At 44.5% G+C, this 16,216-nt stretch carries 16 protein-coding genes and 1 tRNA gene; 12 read left to right on the top strand and 5 right to left on the bottom strand.

Going from position 1 to position 16,216, the window contains the following annotated elements; genetic code table 11:
• Positions 1 to 181 precede the first annotated feature (181 nt).
• Entirely contained in the window at positions 182 to 874 is a 693-nt protein-coding gene (locus GTQ48_RS05655) for an alpha/beta fold hydrolase (RefSeq protein ID WP_163105568.1), read from the top strand.
• A gap of 104 nt (positions 875 to 978) precedes the next feature.
• On the opposite strand, the gene GTQ48_RS05650 is transcribed toward GTQ48_RS05655, so the two are convergent.
• The 4 genes from GTQ48_RS05650 to lolB form a co-directional block, all read right to left on the bottom strand.
• Complete coding sequence (locus tag GTQ48_RS05650; RefSeq protein ID WP_235207744.1) at positions 979 to 1,917, bottom strand: ribose-phosphate pyrophosphokinase; 939 nt, start codon at positions 1,915 to 1,917, stop codon at positions 979 to 981.
• A gap of 43 nt (positions 1,918 to 1,960) precedes the next feature.
• Positions 1,961 to 2,036, bottom strand: a tRNA-Gln gene (locus tag GTQ48_RS05645).
• Between the two features lie 38 nt (positions 2,037 to 2,074).
• On the bottom strand, positions 2,075 to 3,016 hold the full coding sequence (gene ispE, locus GTQ48_RS05640) for a 4-(cytidine 5'-diphospho)-2-C-methyl-D-erythritol kinase (RefSeq protein ID WP_163105567.1): 942 nt from the start codon (positions 3,014 to 3,016) through the stop codon (positions 2,075 to 2,077).
• A complete protein-coding gene (gene lolB, locus GTQ48_RS05635) occupies positions 3,016 to 3,675 on the bottom strand; it encodes a lipoprotein insertase outer membrane protein LolB (RefSeq protein ID WP_163105566.1) in 660 nt (219 codons plus the stop codon). The genes ispE and lolB overlap by 1 nt, the downstream gene beginning before the upstream one ends.
• A gap of 130 nt (positions 3,676 to 3,805) precedes the next feature.
• Between lolB and hemA the strand changes: the two genes are divergently transcribed.
• From hemA to kdsA, 6 genes are all read left to right on the top strand, one after another.
• The gene (gene hemA / locus GTQ48_RS05630) at positions 3,806 to 5,080 is read left to right on the top strand and encodes a glutamyl-tRNA reductase (RefSeq protein WP_163105565.1); all 1,275 of its coding nucleotides are present in this window, start codon (positions 3,806 to 3,808) and stop codon (positions 5,078 to 5,080) included.
• Positions 5,081 to 5,095: 15 nt separating this feature from the next.
• Positions 5,096 to 6,181, top strand: a complete 1,086-nt coding sequence (gene prfA / locus GTQ48_RS05625) for a peptide chain release factor 1 (protein ID WP_163105564.1) — start codon at positions 5,096 to 5,098, stop codon at positions 6,179 to 6,181.
• A 1-nt stretch (position 6,182) separates the two neighbouring features.
• Complete coding sequence (prmC, locus tag GTQ48_RS05620) at positions 6,183 to 7,034, top strand: peptide chain release factor N(5)-glutamine methyltransferase (RefSeq protein ID WP_163105563.1); 852 nt, start codon at positions 6,183 to 6,185, stop codon at positions 7,032 to 7,034.
• An 88-nt stretch (positions 7,035 to 7,122) separates the two neighbouring features.
• Complete coding sequence (locus GTQ48_RS05615) at positions 7,123 to 8,691, top strand: response regulator (protein WP_163105562.1); 1,569 nt, start codon at positions 7,123 to 7,125, stop codon at positions 8,689 to 8,691.
• Positions 8,692 to 8,705: 14 nt separating this feature from the next.
• On the top strand, positions 8,706 to 9,077 hold the full coding sequence (locus GTQ48_RS05610; protein WP_163105561.1) for a SirB2 family protein: 372 nt from the start codon (positions 8,706 to 8,708) through the stop codon (positions 9,075 to 9,077).
• A gap of 21 nt (positions 9,078 to 9,098) precedes the next feature.
• On the top strand, positions 9,099 to 9,953 hold the full coding sequence (gene kdsA / locus GTQ48_RS05605; protein WP_163105560.1) for a 3-deoxy-8-phosphooctulonate synthase: 855 nt from the start codon (positions 9,099 to 9,101) through the stop codon (positions 9,951 to 9,953).
• Positions 9,954 to 10,032: 79 nt separating this feature from the next.
• On the opposite strand, the gene GTQ48_RS05600 is transcribed toward kdsA, so the two are convergent.
• A complete protein-coding gene (locus tag GTQ48_RS05600) occupies positions 10,033 to 10,341 on the bottom strand; it encodes a hypothetical protein (RefSeq protein WP_239060011.1) in 309 nt (102 codons plus the stop codon).
• A 217-nt stretch (positions 10,342 to 10,558) separates the two neighbouring features.
• Between GTQ48_RS05600 and GTQ48_RS05595 the strand changes: the two genes are divergently transcribed.
• The 5 genes from GTQ48_RS05595 to fusA all read left to right on the top strand — a co-directional run bounded on the left by GTQ48_RS05595 (position 10,559) and on the right by fusA (position 16,103).
• Positions 10,559 to 11,458, top strand: coding sequence for a transcriptional regulator GcvA (locus GTQ48_RS05595; protein WP_163105559.1), 900 nt, complete (start codon positions 10,559 to 10,561; stop codon positions 11,456 to 11,458).
• Positions 11,451 to 12,176: an alpha/beta family hydrolase gene (locus GTQ48_RS05590; RefSeq protein WP_163105558.1), complete on the top strand. Its 726-nt coding sequence runs from the start codon at positions 11,451 to 11,453 to the stop codon at positions 12,174 to 12,176. Before GTQ48_RS05595 ends, GTQ48_RS05590 begins: the two co-directional genes overlap by 8 nt.
• Positions 12,169 to 12,594, top strand: coding sequence for a DUF423 domain-containing protein (locus GTQ48_RS05585; protein ID WP_163105557.1), 426 nt, complete (start codon positions 12,169 to 12,171; stop codon positions 12,592 to 12,594). The genes GTQ48_RS05590 and GTQ48_RS05585 overlap by 8 nt, the downstream gene beginning before the upstream one ends.
• 145 nt (positions 12,595 to 12,739) lie before the next feature.
• Entirely contained in the window at positions 12,740 to 13,837 is a 1,098-nt protein-coding gene (gene rlmM / locus GTQ48_RS05580; RefSeq protein ID WP_163105556.1) for a 23S rRNA (cytidine(2498)-2'-O)-methyltransferase RlmM, read from the top strand.
• A 181-nt stretch (positions 13,838 to 14,018) separates the two neighbouring features.
• Positions 14,019 to 16,103: an elongation factor G gene (fusA, locus tag GTQ48_RS05575; protein WP_163105555.1), complete on the top strand. Its 2,085-nt coding sequence runs from the start codon at positions 14,019 to 14,021 to the stop codon at positions 16,101 to 16,103.
• Positions 16,104 to 16,216 lie beyond the last annotated feature (113 nt).

The raw sequence follows: 16,216 nt of genomic DNA, 5'->3' as shown, positions 1-16,216 counted from the left end.
AGAGCACGCAGGGAGCGTTTACACAGAAAGCTTACATAGAGAGCTTACATAGAGAGCTCACACAAAGAACTCATATCGAGAGAAAGAGTCATCCTGTGTTACCTAACATATAGAAAAACCACAGGTTTCGTTATATGGTGATGTGAAATTTACGGTAACACTGCTTTTTATGAATCACGATATGAATTTAGTTTTTATACATGGCTCCGGCTGTAGTCATCACGTTTGGTCACATCAGGTTTCTTTTTTTCAAAATAGTGTGGCTGTAGACCTGCCTGGACACCCAGAGGGCGATGCACTCTTAAGTGTTACTGCCATGTCTCAATGGGTGTTAACTACCTTAGAAAAGCAGAATTTAGATAATGTGGTGCTGGTGGGGCACTCCCTAGGAAGTGCAGTGGTGTTACAAGCAGCGCTGGCACATTCACACAGAGTAAAGGCACTGGTATTGATTGGTAGTGGCTCAAGATTAAAGGTACTGCCTCAGTTTTTAAGTGCACTTACTGAAATAGTAGAGAAAAAAGGGCCACTGCCAGAGTTTTTACTTACACCTAATCAAGGAATAGATGAGCCGCTTAGAACGCAAATAAATACAGCGATGAAAGAAAACGGTTCTGCCGTCATGCTTACAGACTTTCTAGCCTGTAACGACTTCGATGTGATGAATGAATTAAGCAACATCACAATACCGGTGCAATTGATAGTAGGGAGCGAAGATGTGATGACGCCCGTTAAATATTCGCGCTTTCTAAACGAGCAGCTGCCGAACGCGAGTCTCAGTGTTGTTGATGGTGCTACACATATGGTGTTTGCGGAACAGCCAGATAGCGTTAATCAGTGCATACAGCGCTTTATCAACAGTATAAGCGACTGACAAAGGGTGCGGCCTCTTTTCTTCTAGCAATAAAAAAGCGAGCTTACGCTCGCTTTTTCTGCTGTACTACTGAGTTACTCAAGGACGCTAAGGCTGAGAGTAGGTTAGTACTCGAACATCGCTGAGATTGACTCTTCATTGCTGATACGACGAATGGTTTCAGCCAGCATTTCAGATAACGTAAGCTGCTTTACTTTACCCATTTTGCGCATTTCAGTGCTTAACGGGATAGAGTCGGTAACTATAATCTCATCAATAACAGATTCGCGTAAATTCGTTACTGCATTACCTGAGAAGATAGCGTGAGTAGCATAAGCATACACTTTACGAGCACCATGGGCTTTTAGCGCCTCTGCCGCTTTTGCAAGCGTACCGCCAGTGTCAATCATGTCATCCACAATAATACAGTCGCGGTCTTTAACATCACCAATAATATTCATTACCTGAGCAACGTTCGCTTTAGGGCGGCGTTTATCAATAATGGCTAAGTCAGTGTCGTTAAGCAGTTTTGCCGTTGCACGAGCTCTTACTACACCACCAATATCCGGAGATACTACAACGGGGTCAGCAAAATCACGTCTTACCATGTCTGCAAGTAAAATAGGTGTACCAAACGCATTGTCTACTGGTACATCAAAGAACCCTTGAATTTGCTCAGCGTGAAGATCGATAGTAAGAACACGGTCAACACCCACGTTTGACAAGAAATCTGCCACAACTTTTGCAGTGATTGGTACTCTTGCTGAACGAACTCGACGGTCTTGACGAGCGTAACCAAAGTAGGGAATTACCGCAGTAATACGGCCTGCAGATGCGCGGCGCAGTGCGTCGATCATCACAATAAGTTCCATCAGGTTATCGTTGGTAGGGGCACACGTAGACTGGATAATAAAAACGTCCGAGCCACGGACGTTTTCATGAATTTCTACGCTAATCTCACCGTCGCTGAAACGGCCAACTTTGGCATTTCCTAGCTTGGTGTAGAGACGGTCGGCGACTTTCTGGGCAAGTTCTGGTACGGCATTACCTGCAAAGAGCTTCATATCTGGCACAAGTGGTTTCCTCAGTGCGTTGATAAAAGAGATTTGGCTGGGATAGCAGGACTCGAACCTACGAATGGCGGGATCAAAACCCGCTGCCTTACCAACTTGGCTATACCCCAATTTTTAAGTTCTGTCCGATGTGGCGTTCACGCTATTATTATTGTTCTATTTTATTCAATAGTGGTGAGCTATTTACGCCCTTTGCAACAAACCCTTGCCAAGCGTTAGGCATTTTTGCCATAACCTGCTCTGCTGAAGTTTTGTCGGAAAAAGTAGCAAATACGCATGCACCTGTGCCCGTCATTCTCGACGGTGCGTAGTGTAACAACCACTGTAATAAATTTGCAACTTCCGGATGGCAATTCGCGACTAATTGCTGACAATCATTTCGAGTTTCTTCAAATTTATAGTCTTTCCACTGAATTGGCGGCGTATTTCTAGGCAGGTCAGGGTGGGTAAACACCGCGCCAGTGCTCACGTGTACATTGGGGTTTGCCACCAAATACCACTTTTCGTCTTGAGGAGCTGGCATGATGTCTTCGCCAACACCGCCCGCAAATGCTGTTTTGCCTCGTACAAATATGGGTACATCTGCCCCAAGGGCTAAGCCTAATTGCGCCAATTCGTCTTCATTCAGTCCGGTACTCCAAAGCTGATTGAGGGCTACTAATGCGGTAGCTGCATTTGACGAGCCCCCGCCAATACCGCCACCCATAGGTAAACGCTTATTCAAAGAGATGCTAACACCGAATGGTGTTTTCGTTTTATTAGCGAGTAATTTGGCCGCTCGAATAATGAGATTTTCTTCGTCAGGTACGCCTTCAAGGGGCGTCGCCATGGTTATTTTTCCATCATTAGTAACGTCAAAAGCAAGTTCATCACCATAATCGAGCATTTGAAACAGGCTTTGCAGCTGATGATATCCATTATCAAAACGGCCAAGTATATGTAAAAAGATATTCAGTTTTGCAGGTGAGGGCCACCACTGTTGTTTTTGTTCGCTGACCTGGGATGCGCCATTAGCGTTAACGTTTTCTGTAGTAGCCTTACCCTTTACAGAGCGAGTTATGGAAGAATCAGGTGTTGAAGAGTCTTTCATTAAAGCGCCAGCCATTCGTAAATTTTTATTTTAAGTTGGGTCTGCGGTGCCAATGGCGTTTCTGCTTGGGTAAGCGTTATGCTGTGCGGAAGCCATGCTCCGTTTTCTTCGTTGCCTTTATCGGCACCCTTACTGGCCTCATCGGTATATACTTTGCCGTATTGGCCATATTTTACAGACCAATTGCTACAGCCCATACAGCCACTTTCAAGGGTATTAACAAGACCCTTATCAGTAAGGGTAAAAGTATCATCTTTAAGAGGGAGCCCTTTTACCCAAGAGAGCAACGGCGCAACGGGAATGACAATGCCGGTTGTTTTGTAGATGAGTAATTCAGGATCTGCATCGTAGTACGTTTCGCCATCGGCAGTTAATGAGGACTGTTTACTGGTTACATTTAAGTCAACCATGCTTACGCCAAGAAAATTACTTAATCTAAAATCAAAATCACCTGAATCGTTTTTCCAGACTAAATTTAAACTCGCTGCCTCGTTGCCTTGTCTAAATGCGATTTTTCCACGCATTTGCCAGTGGCGAATTTCTGCCACTTTTTCTAATTGAGATGTGAGGTTTACTGCGTGCTCTGGGCCTTTTGGAGCAGTTGTACAGGCACTTAAAAACACGCCCGTTAAAATTAATAAAGTAATTGCACGCAACATGGTGTGAAAAATTTCCCTGAGAGTTAAAGCGAAAACATCGCATATATTATGTGAACACAGTTTCACGAGCACTTTCAATCATTTTGGCTTTTTCGTACAATGCGCGTCCGACGTTGCCAGCATAGATTTTATGACTTTACTTGCCCTTGGCATAAACCACAAGACAGCACCAGTAGCACTTCGCGAAAAAGTGGCTTTTACACCAGATTCTCTGGTGGAGGCGCTTGCGAGCTTAAAAGCTGTGGACGGGGTTGATGAAACTGTCATTGTGTCAACATGCAACCGAACCGAACTTTACGTCAACACGCAGGATGAGAGCGGCGAAAAAATCTTGCAGTGGCTCAGCGACTTTCATCATCTAGATGTAAAAGAGATTGTGAATAACAGTTACCTGCTCACAAAAGATGACGCCGTTAAGCATATTATGCGCGTGGCAAGCGGCTTAGACTCGCTTATTCTTGGTGAGCCGCAAATTCTAGGGCAAATTAAGCAAGCATTTGGCGATGCTAGGCATTCAGGGATGGTTAGCAGCGAGTTCGATAAGCTATTCCAGCATACCTTTAACGTGGCTAAACGGGTTCGAAGTGAAACCGATATTGGTGCAAACGCTGTGAGCGTTGCCTATGCCGCAGTGCAGTTAGCGAAACACATTTTTGCTGAATTGCCCAAACGCTCTGTACTTTTGGTAGGAGCAGGTGAAACCATCGAGTTGGTAGCTCAACACTTAAAAGAGCAAGGTGTGAAGCATTTGGCCGTGGCCAATCGCACAGTGGCAAGAGCAGAGGCACTGGCGCAAAAGCTCGATGCCACCGTGTTTACGCTATCTCAAGTGCCCGAACACTTAAAAGAATTTGATATTGTTATTAGTTCAACCGCCAGTCAGCTTCCGTTAATAGGGAAGGGCATGGTGGAAAAAGCGCTCAAACAGCGTAAAAATATGCCTATGTTTCTCGTTGACCTCGCTGTACCAAGAGATATTGAGTCTGAAGTTAATGAGTTAGGCGATGCATACCTTTATACCGTTGATGATCTTCAGCATATTGTGCAGAAAAATTTAGAAAACAGAGAACAAGCCGCGCAAGAAGCACAAAAGCTCATCGATAAACAAGCTAGCGACTACATGGCCTGGAAACAGTCTCAGCAGTCTATAGATTTAGTTAAGCAATACCGTCAAAAAGGGCTACTGCACCGGGACGATATTGTTGAAAAAGCAAAAGCACAGCTTGAAGAAGGCAAAAGCGCAGACCTTGTATTAGAGGAAATGGCGTATAAGCTAACCAATACATTGCTGCATCCAACAACATTGGCACTGCGTGAAGCTGCTAAGCATGACGACCCGTCGTTAAGTCGTTGGATGGGACAGGCATTAGATTTATCTGATAACTCATCAGATGAAAATAAATAAGGTAATAAGAAGAATATGAAAGAGTCGGTCGTTAGAAAACTCGAACACCTCGTTGAGCGTTTCGAAGAAGTTCAAGCTTTACTTGGAGATCCTGACGTTATCGGCAATCAGGACAAGTTTCGCAATTTGTCAAAAGAGTTCAGTCAGCTTGAAGGTGTTGTTGATGGCTTTAATGCTTATCAAAAGGCACAGGAAGACCTTGCCTCAGCACAAGAGATGATGAACGAAGATGATGCCGAGATGCGTGAAATGGCGCAGGAAGAATACAAAGACGCGAAAGCCGAAATAGAGCGCCTTGAAACCGAGCTTCAATTGCTACTGCTGCCAAAAGATCCTAACGACGACAACAACTGCTTTTTAGAAGTGAGAGCAGGTGCGGGTGGTGACGAAGCGGGTATTTTTGCCGGCGATCTGTTCCGCATGTACAGCCGTTATGCGGAAGCCAAAGGTTGGCGTGTAGAATTAATTAACGCCAATGAAGGTGAGCACGGCGGATACAAAGAAGTGGTTGCTAATATTAGCGGTGAAGGCGTTTACGGTAATTTAAAATTTGAGTCTGGCGGACACCGTGTTCAGCGCGTACCGGAAACTGAGTCTCAAGGCCGTATTCATACATCAGCGTGTACGGTAGCGATATTACCTGAAATTCCTGAATCTGAAGCCATTGAAATTAACCCTGCTGAACTTCGAATAGACACTTTCCGCGCCTCGGGAGCGGGTGGTCAGCACGTTAACAAAACCGATTCTGCTATTCGAATTACTCACTTGCCTTCAGGGCTTGTTGTAGAGTGTCAAGACGAGCGTTCTCAGCATAAAAACCGTGCGAAGGCCATGTCGGTATTGCAGGCTAGATTGAACCAAATTGAAGAAGAAAAGCGTGCGGCGGATGAAGCGTCTACGCGTAAGAGTTTGGTAGGAAGCGGCGATCGTTCAGAGCGCATCAGAACCTACAATTTCCCACAAGGACGAGTGACTGATCATCGAATCAACCTGACTATCTATCGTTTAGATGAGGTTATTGCTGGTGATCTAAGTCAACTTATCAATCCTATTTTGCAGGAACATCAAGCAGACTTACTTGCGTCTTTATCTGACGAATAGCATGCGTATTGATGAAGCCCTGAAATGGGCTGTTGCGTTGTTAAAGGGCGGGGAATCGCCCTCTGTCGATGCTAAAGTACTGCTAGCCAATGCCCTGAACGTAAATCAAACCTATTTGTTTACCTGGCCCGATAAAGTGCTGGATAGCCAATCGCTTCACACGTTTCAAAAAGCGGTAGAGCGCAGGCGTCTTGGCGAACCCGTGGCCTATATCATTGGCGAGCGGGATTTTTGGACGCTCAAGTTAGCCACATCTCCCCATACTCTTATACCTAGACCCGATACAGAAGTGCTGGTAGAGCAAGTGCTCAAGCGCATACCCAGCGACGTTAATGATCAATCGACTTCTTCTTTTTCTATTTGTGATTTGGGTACTGGTACGGGGGCTATAGCGCTAGCACTGGCATCGGAATTGCCTCATATACACGTGACTGGTGTGGATTTTAAAGCGCAGGCCGTAGCCCTAGCCAAGCAAAATGCCGTAAACAATGGCATAGAAAACGTCACATTTTTACAAAGCGATTGGTTTAGTGAACTCAAAGCCAAGCAGTTTAATATTATTGTCTCTAACCCGCCCTATATTGAAGACTCAAGTGATTATCTATTAGAAGGTGATGTAAAGTTTGAGCCTAGATCGGCGCTTACATCGGGCGAAGATGGTCTTCGTGATATTCGGCACATTATTAGTGTCTCTCAAGCGCATTTGTTAACAGGTGGGTTACTTGCATTTGAGCACGGTTTCAATCAGGGCGCTGCGGTGGGTGAATTACTCAGTAAGGCTGGCTTCAGTGATATCGAAACAATTAAAGACTACGGTGGGAACGACAGGGTAACCCTTGGCCGCTGCTACTAAAAGTTTTTACACGGGCCGGTGAAAGAATGTACATTAAGGACTACTCTCTTTCGGTAGCGATAATAAAAATATAAAGGAAATATGCCCGATGAATGACGACTTTCTTTTTGCAGAGGATGAAAAAGATACCAGTACTGAAAATCTTGGCAGTTGGAAAATACTGATCGTCGACGACGAACCTGAGGTTCATACCGTCACAAAGCTTGTACTCAATGACTTCATCTTGAACGGAAAGACTATAGAGTTTATCAGTGCTAACAGCGGCGAAGAAGCAAAAGCCATGTTTCGAGCGCACAACGACATTGCTGTAGTGTTGCTTGATGTGGTTATGGAAACCGACGACGCTGGTCTTCAAGTAGCAAATTACGTTCGCAATGAATTGGATAATCATTTCACTCGCATTATTTTGCGCACCGGACAGCCTGGTCAAGCGCCAGAGAAAGACGTCATCATTAACTACGACATTAATGATTATAAGTCTAAAACAGAGTTAACCGCCCAAAAGCTCTTCACTGTCATCATTGCGGCCCTACGCTCGTACCGCGATATAATGGTGATTGAAGAAAATAGAGCTGGCCTTGAGAAAATTATTGATGCGTCTGTGGATTTATTTTCTTCTCAGTCTTTAGAAAAATTTATGCAGGGTATAATCCAACAGCTAGCGTCTATCCTCGGTTGTTCAAAAGATGCGGCCTACATTACAACGGCTGTTGCGACGACATCACGCACTCTTGATGTCAACAATGATAAACGGGATGACGACGAGCTGTATGTTTTTGCCGGCAATGGTGAATACTCTGCTAAAGAGGGGGTGGCCCTCAAAAATGCAGTCAGCGATAAAGAGTATGCGTTGTGCGTGCAGGCGATGCGAGACAAGCAAATAGTATACGCAGACGATCACGTTGTGGCGTATTGCAATAGTAAGTCACATAAGGGTGCGTTACTTTATCTTTCTGGGTTGCCTAGACGGTTATGTGAAAGCGATAAGCACCTTATCAAGCGTTTTTCTAACAGCGTTCAGTTGGCCTTCGATAATGTACTAAAAACCGTAGACTTAGAAGGAACGCAAAGAGAAATCATTGAGCGCTTAGGGCACGCACTAGAGCATGAGTCTAGTGATGCAAACCACATTAAGCGCATGGCTGAAATGGCAGGGCTGATGGCTAGTAAACTGTCAATGCCAGAGCAAGAAATTGATACGTTTAAACTTGCAGTATCGCTACACGATGTGGGCACTTCACACGTACCTAAAGCGATATTGCATAAAACGACAGAGTTAACAGAGGATGATATTTTTGCTATCCGCCAGCATGCTGAGTTTGGCTACCAAATTCTAAAGGATTCTTCTCGCCCTACCATTCAGCTAGCGGCTACTCTAGCGCGTCAGCATCACGAGCGATGGGATGGGGAAGGGTATCCAGAAGGCTTAAAGGGCGAAGAAATAGATCAAAAAAGTCGTATTGCAACGCTGATTGATGTGTTCGACGCTTTGCTGAATGAACGACCCTACAAGCCAGCCTGGAGCGTTGAAAAGGTAGTTAATACATTAAAAGAAGAAAGTGGGCGGCACTTTGAGCCAACATTGGTTACTCGCTTACTTAATAATTTACCTGCGTTTCTGGCTATTCAGGCGCAGTATCCCAATAAAAATCTATAACAGGAATATTCAATATGTACATGATGGCGAAACACCTTCACTTGACCGCAGTAGTGCTCAGCATTCTCTTCTTTATCTTTCGATTTGTGTGGGCTCAATTTGATGCCACCGTACTGTCCAAAAGATGGATAAAAATCTTACCACATATTATTGATACCATATTGCTTGGCAGTGCACTGTGGCTCTGTGTCATTTTATCTCAATACCCGTTTGTTAATGCATGGCTCACCTTCAAGCTATTTGGCGTTGTTCTGTACATCGTGTTTGGCTTGTTTGCGCTTAAAAAAGCAAAAACTGCTGCAGGCCGTTGGGGCTTTTTTATTGCAGCATTGGCTGTGCTTATGGCAACGGCAATGGTTGCGGTCACCAAGCAACCACTTTTCTAGAATTCGTTATCGGAAGTCATAATGTCTGAATCTAAACAAGTAATTCGCGTTGGTAATGTTGATGTTGCCAACCATCTTCCCTTCGTGCTTTTTGGCGGAATGAATGTATTGGAGTCGAGAGACTTAGCAATGCGTATCGCTGAACACTATGTTGAAGTAACGCAAAAACTCAATATTCCCTACGTGTTCAAGGCGTCGTTTGATAAGGCAAATCGCTCTTCTGTTACCTCATACCGCGGCCCGGGTATGGAAGAGGGCCTGCGTATTTTTGAAGAGATTAAATCTACTTTCAATGTGCCGCTTATCACCGACGTACATGAACCTCATCAAGCTGCGCCAGTGGCAGAAGTGGTTGATGTCATCCAGCTACCGGCCTTCTTAGCTCGGCAGACCGATTTGGTGGTCGCTATGGCGAAAACCGGTAACGTGATTAACGTTAAAAAGCCTCAGTTTTTAGCACCCCATGAAATGCGTCATATCATAAGCAAACTCAGTGAAGCAGGTAACGACAAGGTTATTCTGTGCGAACGAGGCAGCAGCTTTGGCTATAACAACTTGGTGGTTGATATGCTGGGTATGGATGCAATGAAAGCCTATGCACCGGTAATATTTGATGCGACCCATGCGCTTCAAATGCCAGGCGGCAGAGCTACATCGGCGGACGGTCGTCGTGCGCAAGCGGCACAGTTGGCAAGAAGTGGAATGGCGTTAGGTTTGGGCGGTTTGTTCATTGAAGCCCATCCTAATCCTGATGAAGCAAAATGCGATGGCCCGTGTGCGTTGCCACTGTCTAAACTTGAGCCTTACTTGCTGCAAATGCAAGCATTAGATGAACTCGTGAAGGGCTTTGATACCTTAGACACAAGTAATTCTTAACTGGGTAAGTAATTTTAAGGAAGGCTGATGACGTATGCCGGTGAATTACACCGGCATCCGAATCAGGTGTGAAGAGGTGTTATTCGCCGTTTGCGACGTCGTTTATTTTATTACCTTTGGACTCTTCAACTTTAGACTCTGCATCGTGATAAAATGCTAACAAGCTGTTGTGCAGCGAGATTTGAGTTTCTTCTAATAGTATTGCCTTAGACTGCTTTTTAACAACAATGTGCGCGTCATTCGCTGGCAATACGTCTGCCATTTTCACATTGGTCATTGCAGTATTAATCAGAGAGGAAAGATTGATCTTTTCTGGTTGTACGTTAGCATTCGCAGCAGCGCTAACAAACGCCATAACTGATACACTTGCAAGAAGTAGTTTTTTCATTTTCACACCTAATAAAAATAATTTAATAAAATGTGTTTATTTGTTAATGCGGTTAACAAATAAACATCATAAAAGACTGAAATCAAAAGTTCTTTTTAAATTTCGAGCAAATTGTAGTCAGTTTTAATAAAGAGTGAAAACGATTAAAAGTATGGCTTGCTATTAGTTTATCTAATGCTATTGTCATTTACAGGTAACATTGGATCAAGAATACGGTATGCATCGACGTCTCCCCCCGCTAAATGCACTAAAAGCCTTCGAGGCTGCAGCTCGTCACCTGAGTTTTACCAATGCTGCAGATGAACTATTTGTCACGCAGGCAGCAGTAAGCCATCAGATAAAAGCTCTTGAAGAATACTTATCAATGAAATTATTTCTAAGGCGTAATAGAACCTTGCTGCTTACCGAAGAGGGCCAGGCCTATTTTCTTGAATTGAAAGACATTTTTAAGCACCTACAAGATGCTACTGAGCGATTGCTTGCCAAAGGCAGCAAAGGCGCAATTACGGTGGCAATGCCACCAAGCTTTGCCAGTCAGTGGTTAGTGCCCCGTATAAGTAAATTTAGCCTGGCACATCCAGATATTGATGTTCGTATTAAAGCCGTTGATTTTGACGAGGGCTTTTTGGCTGATGATGTTGATGTAGCTATCTACTATGGCAAAGGGCGCTGGACTGGATTGCAGGCCGACCAGCTTCATCGGGAGTTTTTGACACCTCTTTGTTCACCCATGTTATTTCAGGGGCCAAAGCCGCTTTCCACCTTATCTGATTTACGTCACCACGTACTGCTTCATGATATGAGCCGAGCCGCATGGAAAAACTGGTTGAAGCACGTGGATGTGCTTGGGGTGAATGTAAATCAAGGGCCTGTGTTTAGCCACTCAATGTTAGTGCTGCAAGCAGCTGCGCTAGGACAGGGAATTGCGCTAGGGAATACTATACTCGCGCGCCCTGAAATTGAGGCAGGACGATTAGTTATGCCTTTTGAAGAGCGCGTTGAGAGTAAAGATGCGTTTTATCTGGTATGTGAAGAGTCTCAGGCTGAACTTGGCAAAATTGCAGCTTTCAGAGAGTGGATCCTCGCTTTGGTAGAAGAAGAGATGGACAATGTTTGATATTGAAATAAAGCGCTCAGGCTCTCCAGTAGCCCAGTTAATATTAGGTCATGGCGCTGGGGCAGGTAAAGAACACGAGTTTATGCAGACTATGTCAGCGCTTTTGGTTGAGCGAAATATCGATGTGGTTTTGTTTAACTTTCCCTACATGCAAACCATCAAAGAAACAGGTAAACGCCGTCCTCCCGATAAAGCTGACATATTGCTTCAGCATTTTCATGACGTAGTGATGCATATTGAAGCTAGTTCCGTTAAAACTAGCTGTGTTGAAACTAGCTGTGTTGAAACTAGCACGCTAAAACAAATCGATGGTGAGTATAAGCACGCTTCGCTACCTATTTTTATAGGAGGCAAGTCTATGGGAGGGCGCATGGCTTCGATGATCATAGAAGACATGCCATCCGTAAAGGGGGCAATTGCCTTCGGTTATCCCTTTCATCCACCGGGGAAACCTGAGAAAACACGTACTGACCATCTACAAACAGTGAACAAGCCGCTACTTATTGTGCAGGGGGAGAGGGACACCTTTGGTACTAAAAGCGAAGTGGCGGAGTATGCCTTGTGTCCGTCTATCGAAATCTCTTTTCTCGCCGATGGCGATCACAGTTTTAAACCGCGAAAAGCCAGTGGATTTACCCAAGAGGCTCATATAAAAGCGGCTGTGGATAAGGCATATGATTTTATCATTAAGACTGTAAAAGGACATGTGGATGACTAACTCAGAGCCGGTTATAACACCTCAGATTAAAGCGGACACTACCGTGGCTAAGGTGTATGTGATTATTGGTGCTGCGGCTGCCGGTTTGGCGGTAGTGCTAGGCGCCTTTGCTGCACATGGGCTTAAAGCGATATTGTCACCAAGTGAGCTAATCACCTTTGAAACCGGTGTTCGCTATCAGATGTATCATGGCATTGCACTGTTGTGCTTACCAGGCCTTGCTGCACTGTTATCTGTTAAATGGGCAAACCGCGTTGCCAGGTGTTTTGTCACCGGATGTGTTTTATTTAGCGGTAGCCTTTATGTGTTAGCAACAACAGGCATTAAATGGTTTGGGCCAATTACACCACTAGGCGGTGTGTTTTTTATCGTTGGCTGGATTTTGCTTATTGTCGCGTTAGTCAAAGGTAAAAATTAACACAAGCTGGGCTTACTGCCTAAAAGCAAACGCCAGACTAGCAAAAGCAGCAAACGTGTAAAAATAAGAAACTAGCAACAAATGAATACTATTAATGGCTAAGCACTATTAATAGGCGAAAATCAGCAATGGGTAAAAACGAGCAATGAGTAATAAAAGCGTACTGGCGTACTGTCGGCCCGGGTATGAAAACGATACCGCTAATGAAATGACCACTCGCTACGGTGAGGTGGGTCTTTACGGCTATCCGGTATCAAAGAAAAACAGCGGCTTTGTGTTGTATCATCTATACGACGAAGGGCAGTTAGGTCAAGCAGCTAGCCAATTCGCGGTAAAAGAAACGGTATTTCCACGTCAGCTTATCGCCGTTCTTGCTTCACTTGAAGACATAGAAAAAGAAGACCGAGTAGGCCAAGTATTAGAATGCCTAAAAGATATCGAAAAGCCATTTTCTCTTTTTGGTGCAATCGATGTGGAATACCCTGATACGGAAGACGGTAAAACCCTCGCTAAGTTTTGTAAGAAGTTTACTGTGCCACTGCGTCAGGCCTTGCGTAAGGCGGGTTGGCTCACGGCCAAAGAAAACACAGGTAAAGCAAAGCTGCATATATTCTTTGAGTCTTTCGAAACCTGTTATATCGGGTATTCATTGCCAACGCATGCAAGTAAAGATCATTTGGGTATATGTCGCCTAAAGTTTCCAATCGATGCGCCAAGTCGCTCTACGCTGAAACTTGAAGACGCGCTCGTAAATATGTTGAGTGCTGAGCAACAACAAAAAGTACTGCGCACCGGCGGGCGGGCAGTGGACCTTGGCGCGTGTCCCGGTGGCTGGACTTATCAGCTTGTTAAGCGGGGCATGTATGTCGAGGCCATTGATAACGGATTAGTGGCCGACACATTAATGGAAACCGGTCTGGTTGAGCACCATGCGGTTGATGGCTTTACATATAAACCACAATTTGGTCGCGTCGATTTACTTGTGTGTGATATGATAGAGCAACCCGATCGGGTGGCAAAGTTAATGGGCGATTGGCTAGTTAAACACTGGGCAACTCACGCCATATTTAATTTAAAGCTCCCAATGAAACGGCGCTTTGAGACAGTCGAAGAGGCTGTAGCGTTAATTAAGACGCGATTGAACGCATTGGAAGATGGGTTCTCGGTCAAGGTGAGGCATCTCTACCACGATAGAGATGAGGTTACAGTAACAATAGTGCGCACTTCAAAAGATGAGGTGTGATTTTGTTATTTTTAAAAAATGTCAGCAGTTTTTAAATTGTTGATTTTAAAGAAAAAGAATTAATGGTGGCTTGATTTTGTACAGCCGATTTATCGGTTTGTACTAAAAAAGGTATAAATTTGGTACAGAAATCCTTATAATCCAGCCGATTTTTTACTCTGAACCAATTGAAAGTGAACTAATGTCAGACTTATCTCATTACAGAAACATTGGTATTTTCGCCCACGTAGACGCGGGTAAAACTACCACAACAGAACGTATTTTGAAGCTAACTGGTAAGATCCATAAAACCGGTGAGGTTCACGATGGTGAATCTACTACCGACTTCATGGAACAAGAAGCCGAGCGTGGTATTACTATCCAGTCTGCAGCAGTAAGCTGTTTCTGGAAGGATCACCGTTTCAACGTTATCGATACTCCTGGACACGTTGACTTCACAGTTGAAGTTTACCGTTCACTTAAAGTACTCGACGGCGGTATCGGTGTATTCTGTGGTTCTGGTGGTGTTGAGCCACAATCAGAAACTAACTGGCGTTATGCTAACGAATCAGAAGTTGCACGTATCATTTTCGTTAACAAACTTGACCGTATGGGCGCTGACTTTTACCGCGTAAAAGAGCAAGTGCGTAAAGTACTTGGTGCGGTGCCACTTGTTATGACGTTACCTATCGGTATCGAAGATGACTTCGTTGGTGTTGTAGACGTTCTTGAGAAGAAAGCGTACGTTTGGGATGACACTGGTCTTCCAGAAAACTACGAAATTAAAGACGTTCCAGAAGACATGGTAGACCTTTTAGAAGAGTACCATGAGCAGCTTATCGAAACTGCTGTAGAGCAAGACGATGACCTAATGGAAGCGTACATGGAAGGTGAAACTCCTTCTGTAGAAGATATCAAGCGTTGTATCCGTAAAGGTACTCGCGACCTTGCTTTCTTCCCAACATACTGTGGTTCAGCATTCAAAAACAAAGGTGTTCAACTAGTACTTGACGCTGTTGTTGATTACCTACCATCTCCTACAGAAGTTGACCCTCAACCTCTAATGGACGAAGAAGGTAATGAAAACGGTAAGCACGCGATTGTTTCTGCTGATGAAACTTTCAAAGCGTTGGCATTCAAAATTATGGATGACCGTTTCGGTGCACTAACATTCGTACGTATTTACTCTGGTAAACTGAACAAGGGTGACACCATCCTTAACTCGTTTACAGGTAAAACTGAACGTGTTGGCCGTATGGTTGAAATGCAAGCTGACGAGCGTATCGAACTGTCTAGCGCACAAGCGGGTGACATCATCGCTATCGTTGGTATGAAGAACGTTCAAACTGGTCACACACTGTGCGACCCGAAAGACAAAGTAACTCTTGAGCCAATGGTTTTCCCAACTCCAGTAATCTCGATTGCTGTTCAGCCTAAAGATAAAGGCGGAAATGAGAAGATGGGTATTGCTATCGGTAAGATGATTGCAGAAGATCCTTCTTTCCAAGTTGAAACTGATGAAGATTCAGGCGAAACCATCCTTAAAGGTATGGGTGAGCTTCACTTAGATATCAAAGTAGACATTCTTAAGCGTACTTACGGCGTTGACCTTATTGTTGGTCAGCCACAGGTTGCTTACCGTGAAACTATCACGCAAGCAGTTGAAGATAGCTACACGCACAAGAAACAGTCTGGTGGTTCTGGTCAGTTCGGTAAAATCGATTACCGCATCAAGCCAGGTGAGCAAGGTTCTGGCTTTACGTTCAACTCAACAGTTGTTGGTGGTAACGTACCTAAAGAATTCTGGCCTGCAGTAGAGAAAGGCTTCAAGTCAATGATGGGTGAAGGTGTTCTTGCCGGCTTCCCAGTACTAGACGTTGAAGTTGAACTTTACGACGGTGGATTCCACGCAGTAGATTCATCTGCTATCGCATTTGAAATTGCAGCGAAAGGCGCATTCCGTCAGTCTATTCCAAAAGCAGGTGCACAACTTCTTGAGCCAATCATGAAAGTTGACGTATTTACTCCGGAAGATCACGTTGGTGACGTAATCGGTGACCTTAACCGTCGTCGTGGTATGCTAAGTGACCAAGAAGCTGGTTTAACTGGCGTTCGCATTAAAGCAGACGTACCGTTATCAGAAATGTTTGGTTACATCGGTTCACTACGTACAATGACGTCAGGTCGTGGTCAATTCTCTATGGAATTCAGCCACTACGCTCCATGTCCAGGTAACGTATCTGACAAAGTTATTGAAGAAGCGAAAGCACGTAAAGCCGCTAAGTAATTAGCGCTTTACCGCCACCGGTTAACGGTGGCTTCAATAACATCAAAAGCCAGTCTTCATGACTGGCTTTTTTGTGCCTTAATTTTAGTGCGTGTTAATCTTCGCCTTACAAA

Source organism: Alteromonas genovensis (genome assembly GCF_010500895.1).
Lineage (GTDB): Bacteria > Pseudomonadota > Gammaproteobacteria > Enterobacterales > Alteromonadaceae > Alteromonas > Alteromonas genovensis.
The sequence above is the reverse complement of the archived record's forward strand: the minus strand, read 5'-3'. Positions and strand labels throughout refer to the sequence as shown.

Excerpts from the sequence above, each read along its gene's own strand:
- GTQ48_RS05655 (WP_163105568.1), top strand. The coding sequence starts at position 182 with ATGAATTTAGTTTTTATACATGGCTCCGGCTGTAGTCATCACGTTTGG.
- GTQ48_RS05650 (WP_235207744.1), bottom strand. The coding sequence starts at position 1,917 with ATGAAGCTCTTTGCAGGTAATGCCGTACCAGAACTTGCCCAGAAAGTC.
- ispE (WP_163105567.1), bottom strand. The coding sequence starts at position 3,016 with ATGAAAGACTCTTCAACACCTGATTCTTCCATAACTCGCTCTGTAAAG.
- lolB (WP_163105566.1), bottom strand. The coding sequence starts at position 3,675 with ATGTTGCGTGCAATTACTTTATTAATTTTAACGGGCGTGTTTTTAAGT.
- hemA (WP_163105565.1), top strand. The coding sequence starts at position 3,806 with ATGACTTTACTTGCCCTTGGCATAAACCACAAGACAGCACCAGTAGCA.
- prfA (WP_163105564.1), top strand. The coding sequence starts at position 5,096 with ATGAAAGAGTCGGTCGTTAGAAAACTCGAACACCTCGTTGAGCGTTTC.
- prmC (WP_163105563.1), top strand. The coding sequence starts at position 6,183 with ATGCGTATTGATGAAGCCCTGAAATGGGCTGTTGCGTTGTTAAAGGGC.
- GTQ48_RS05615 (WP_163105562.1), top strand. The coding sequence starts at position 7,123 with ATGAATGACGACTTTCTTTTTGCAGAGGATGAAAAAGATACCAGTACT.
- GTQ48_RS05610 (WP_163105561.1), top strand. The coding sequence starts at position 8,706 with ATGTACATGATGGCGAAACACCTTCACTTGACCGCAGTAGTGCTCAGC.
- kdsA (WP_163105560.1), top strand. The coding sequence starts at position 9,099 with ATGTCTGAATCTAAACAAGTAATTCGCGTTGGTAATGTTGATGTTGCC.
- GTQ48_RS05600 (WP_239060011.1), bottom strand. The coding sequence starts at position 10,341 with ATGAAAAAACTACTTCTTGCAAGTGTATCAGTTATGGCGTTTGTTAGC.
- GTQ48_RS05595 (WP_163105559.1), top strand. The coding sequence starts at position 10,559 with ATGCATCGACGTCTCCCCCCGCTAAATGCACTAAAAGCCTTCGAGGCT.
- GTQ48_RS05590 (WP_163105558.1), top strand. The coding sequence starts at position 11,451 with ATGTTTGATATTGAAATAAAGCGCTCAGGCTCTCCAGTAGCCCAGTTA.
- GTQ48_RS05585 (WP_163105557.1), top strand. The coding sequence starts at position 12,169 with ATGACTAACTCAGAGCCGGTTATAACACCTCAGATTAAAGCGGACACT.
- rlmM (WP_163105556.1), top strand. The coding sequence starts at position 12,740 with ATGAGTAATAAAAGCGTACTGGCGTACTGTCGGCCCGGGTATGAAAAC.
- fusA (WP_163105555.1), top strand. The coding sequence starts at position 14,019 with ATGTCAGACTTATCTCATTACAGAAACATTGGTATTTTCGCCCACGTA.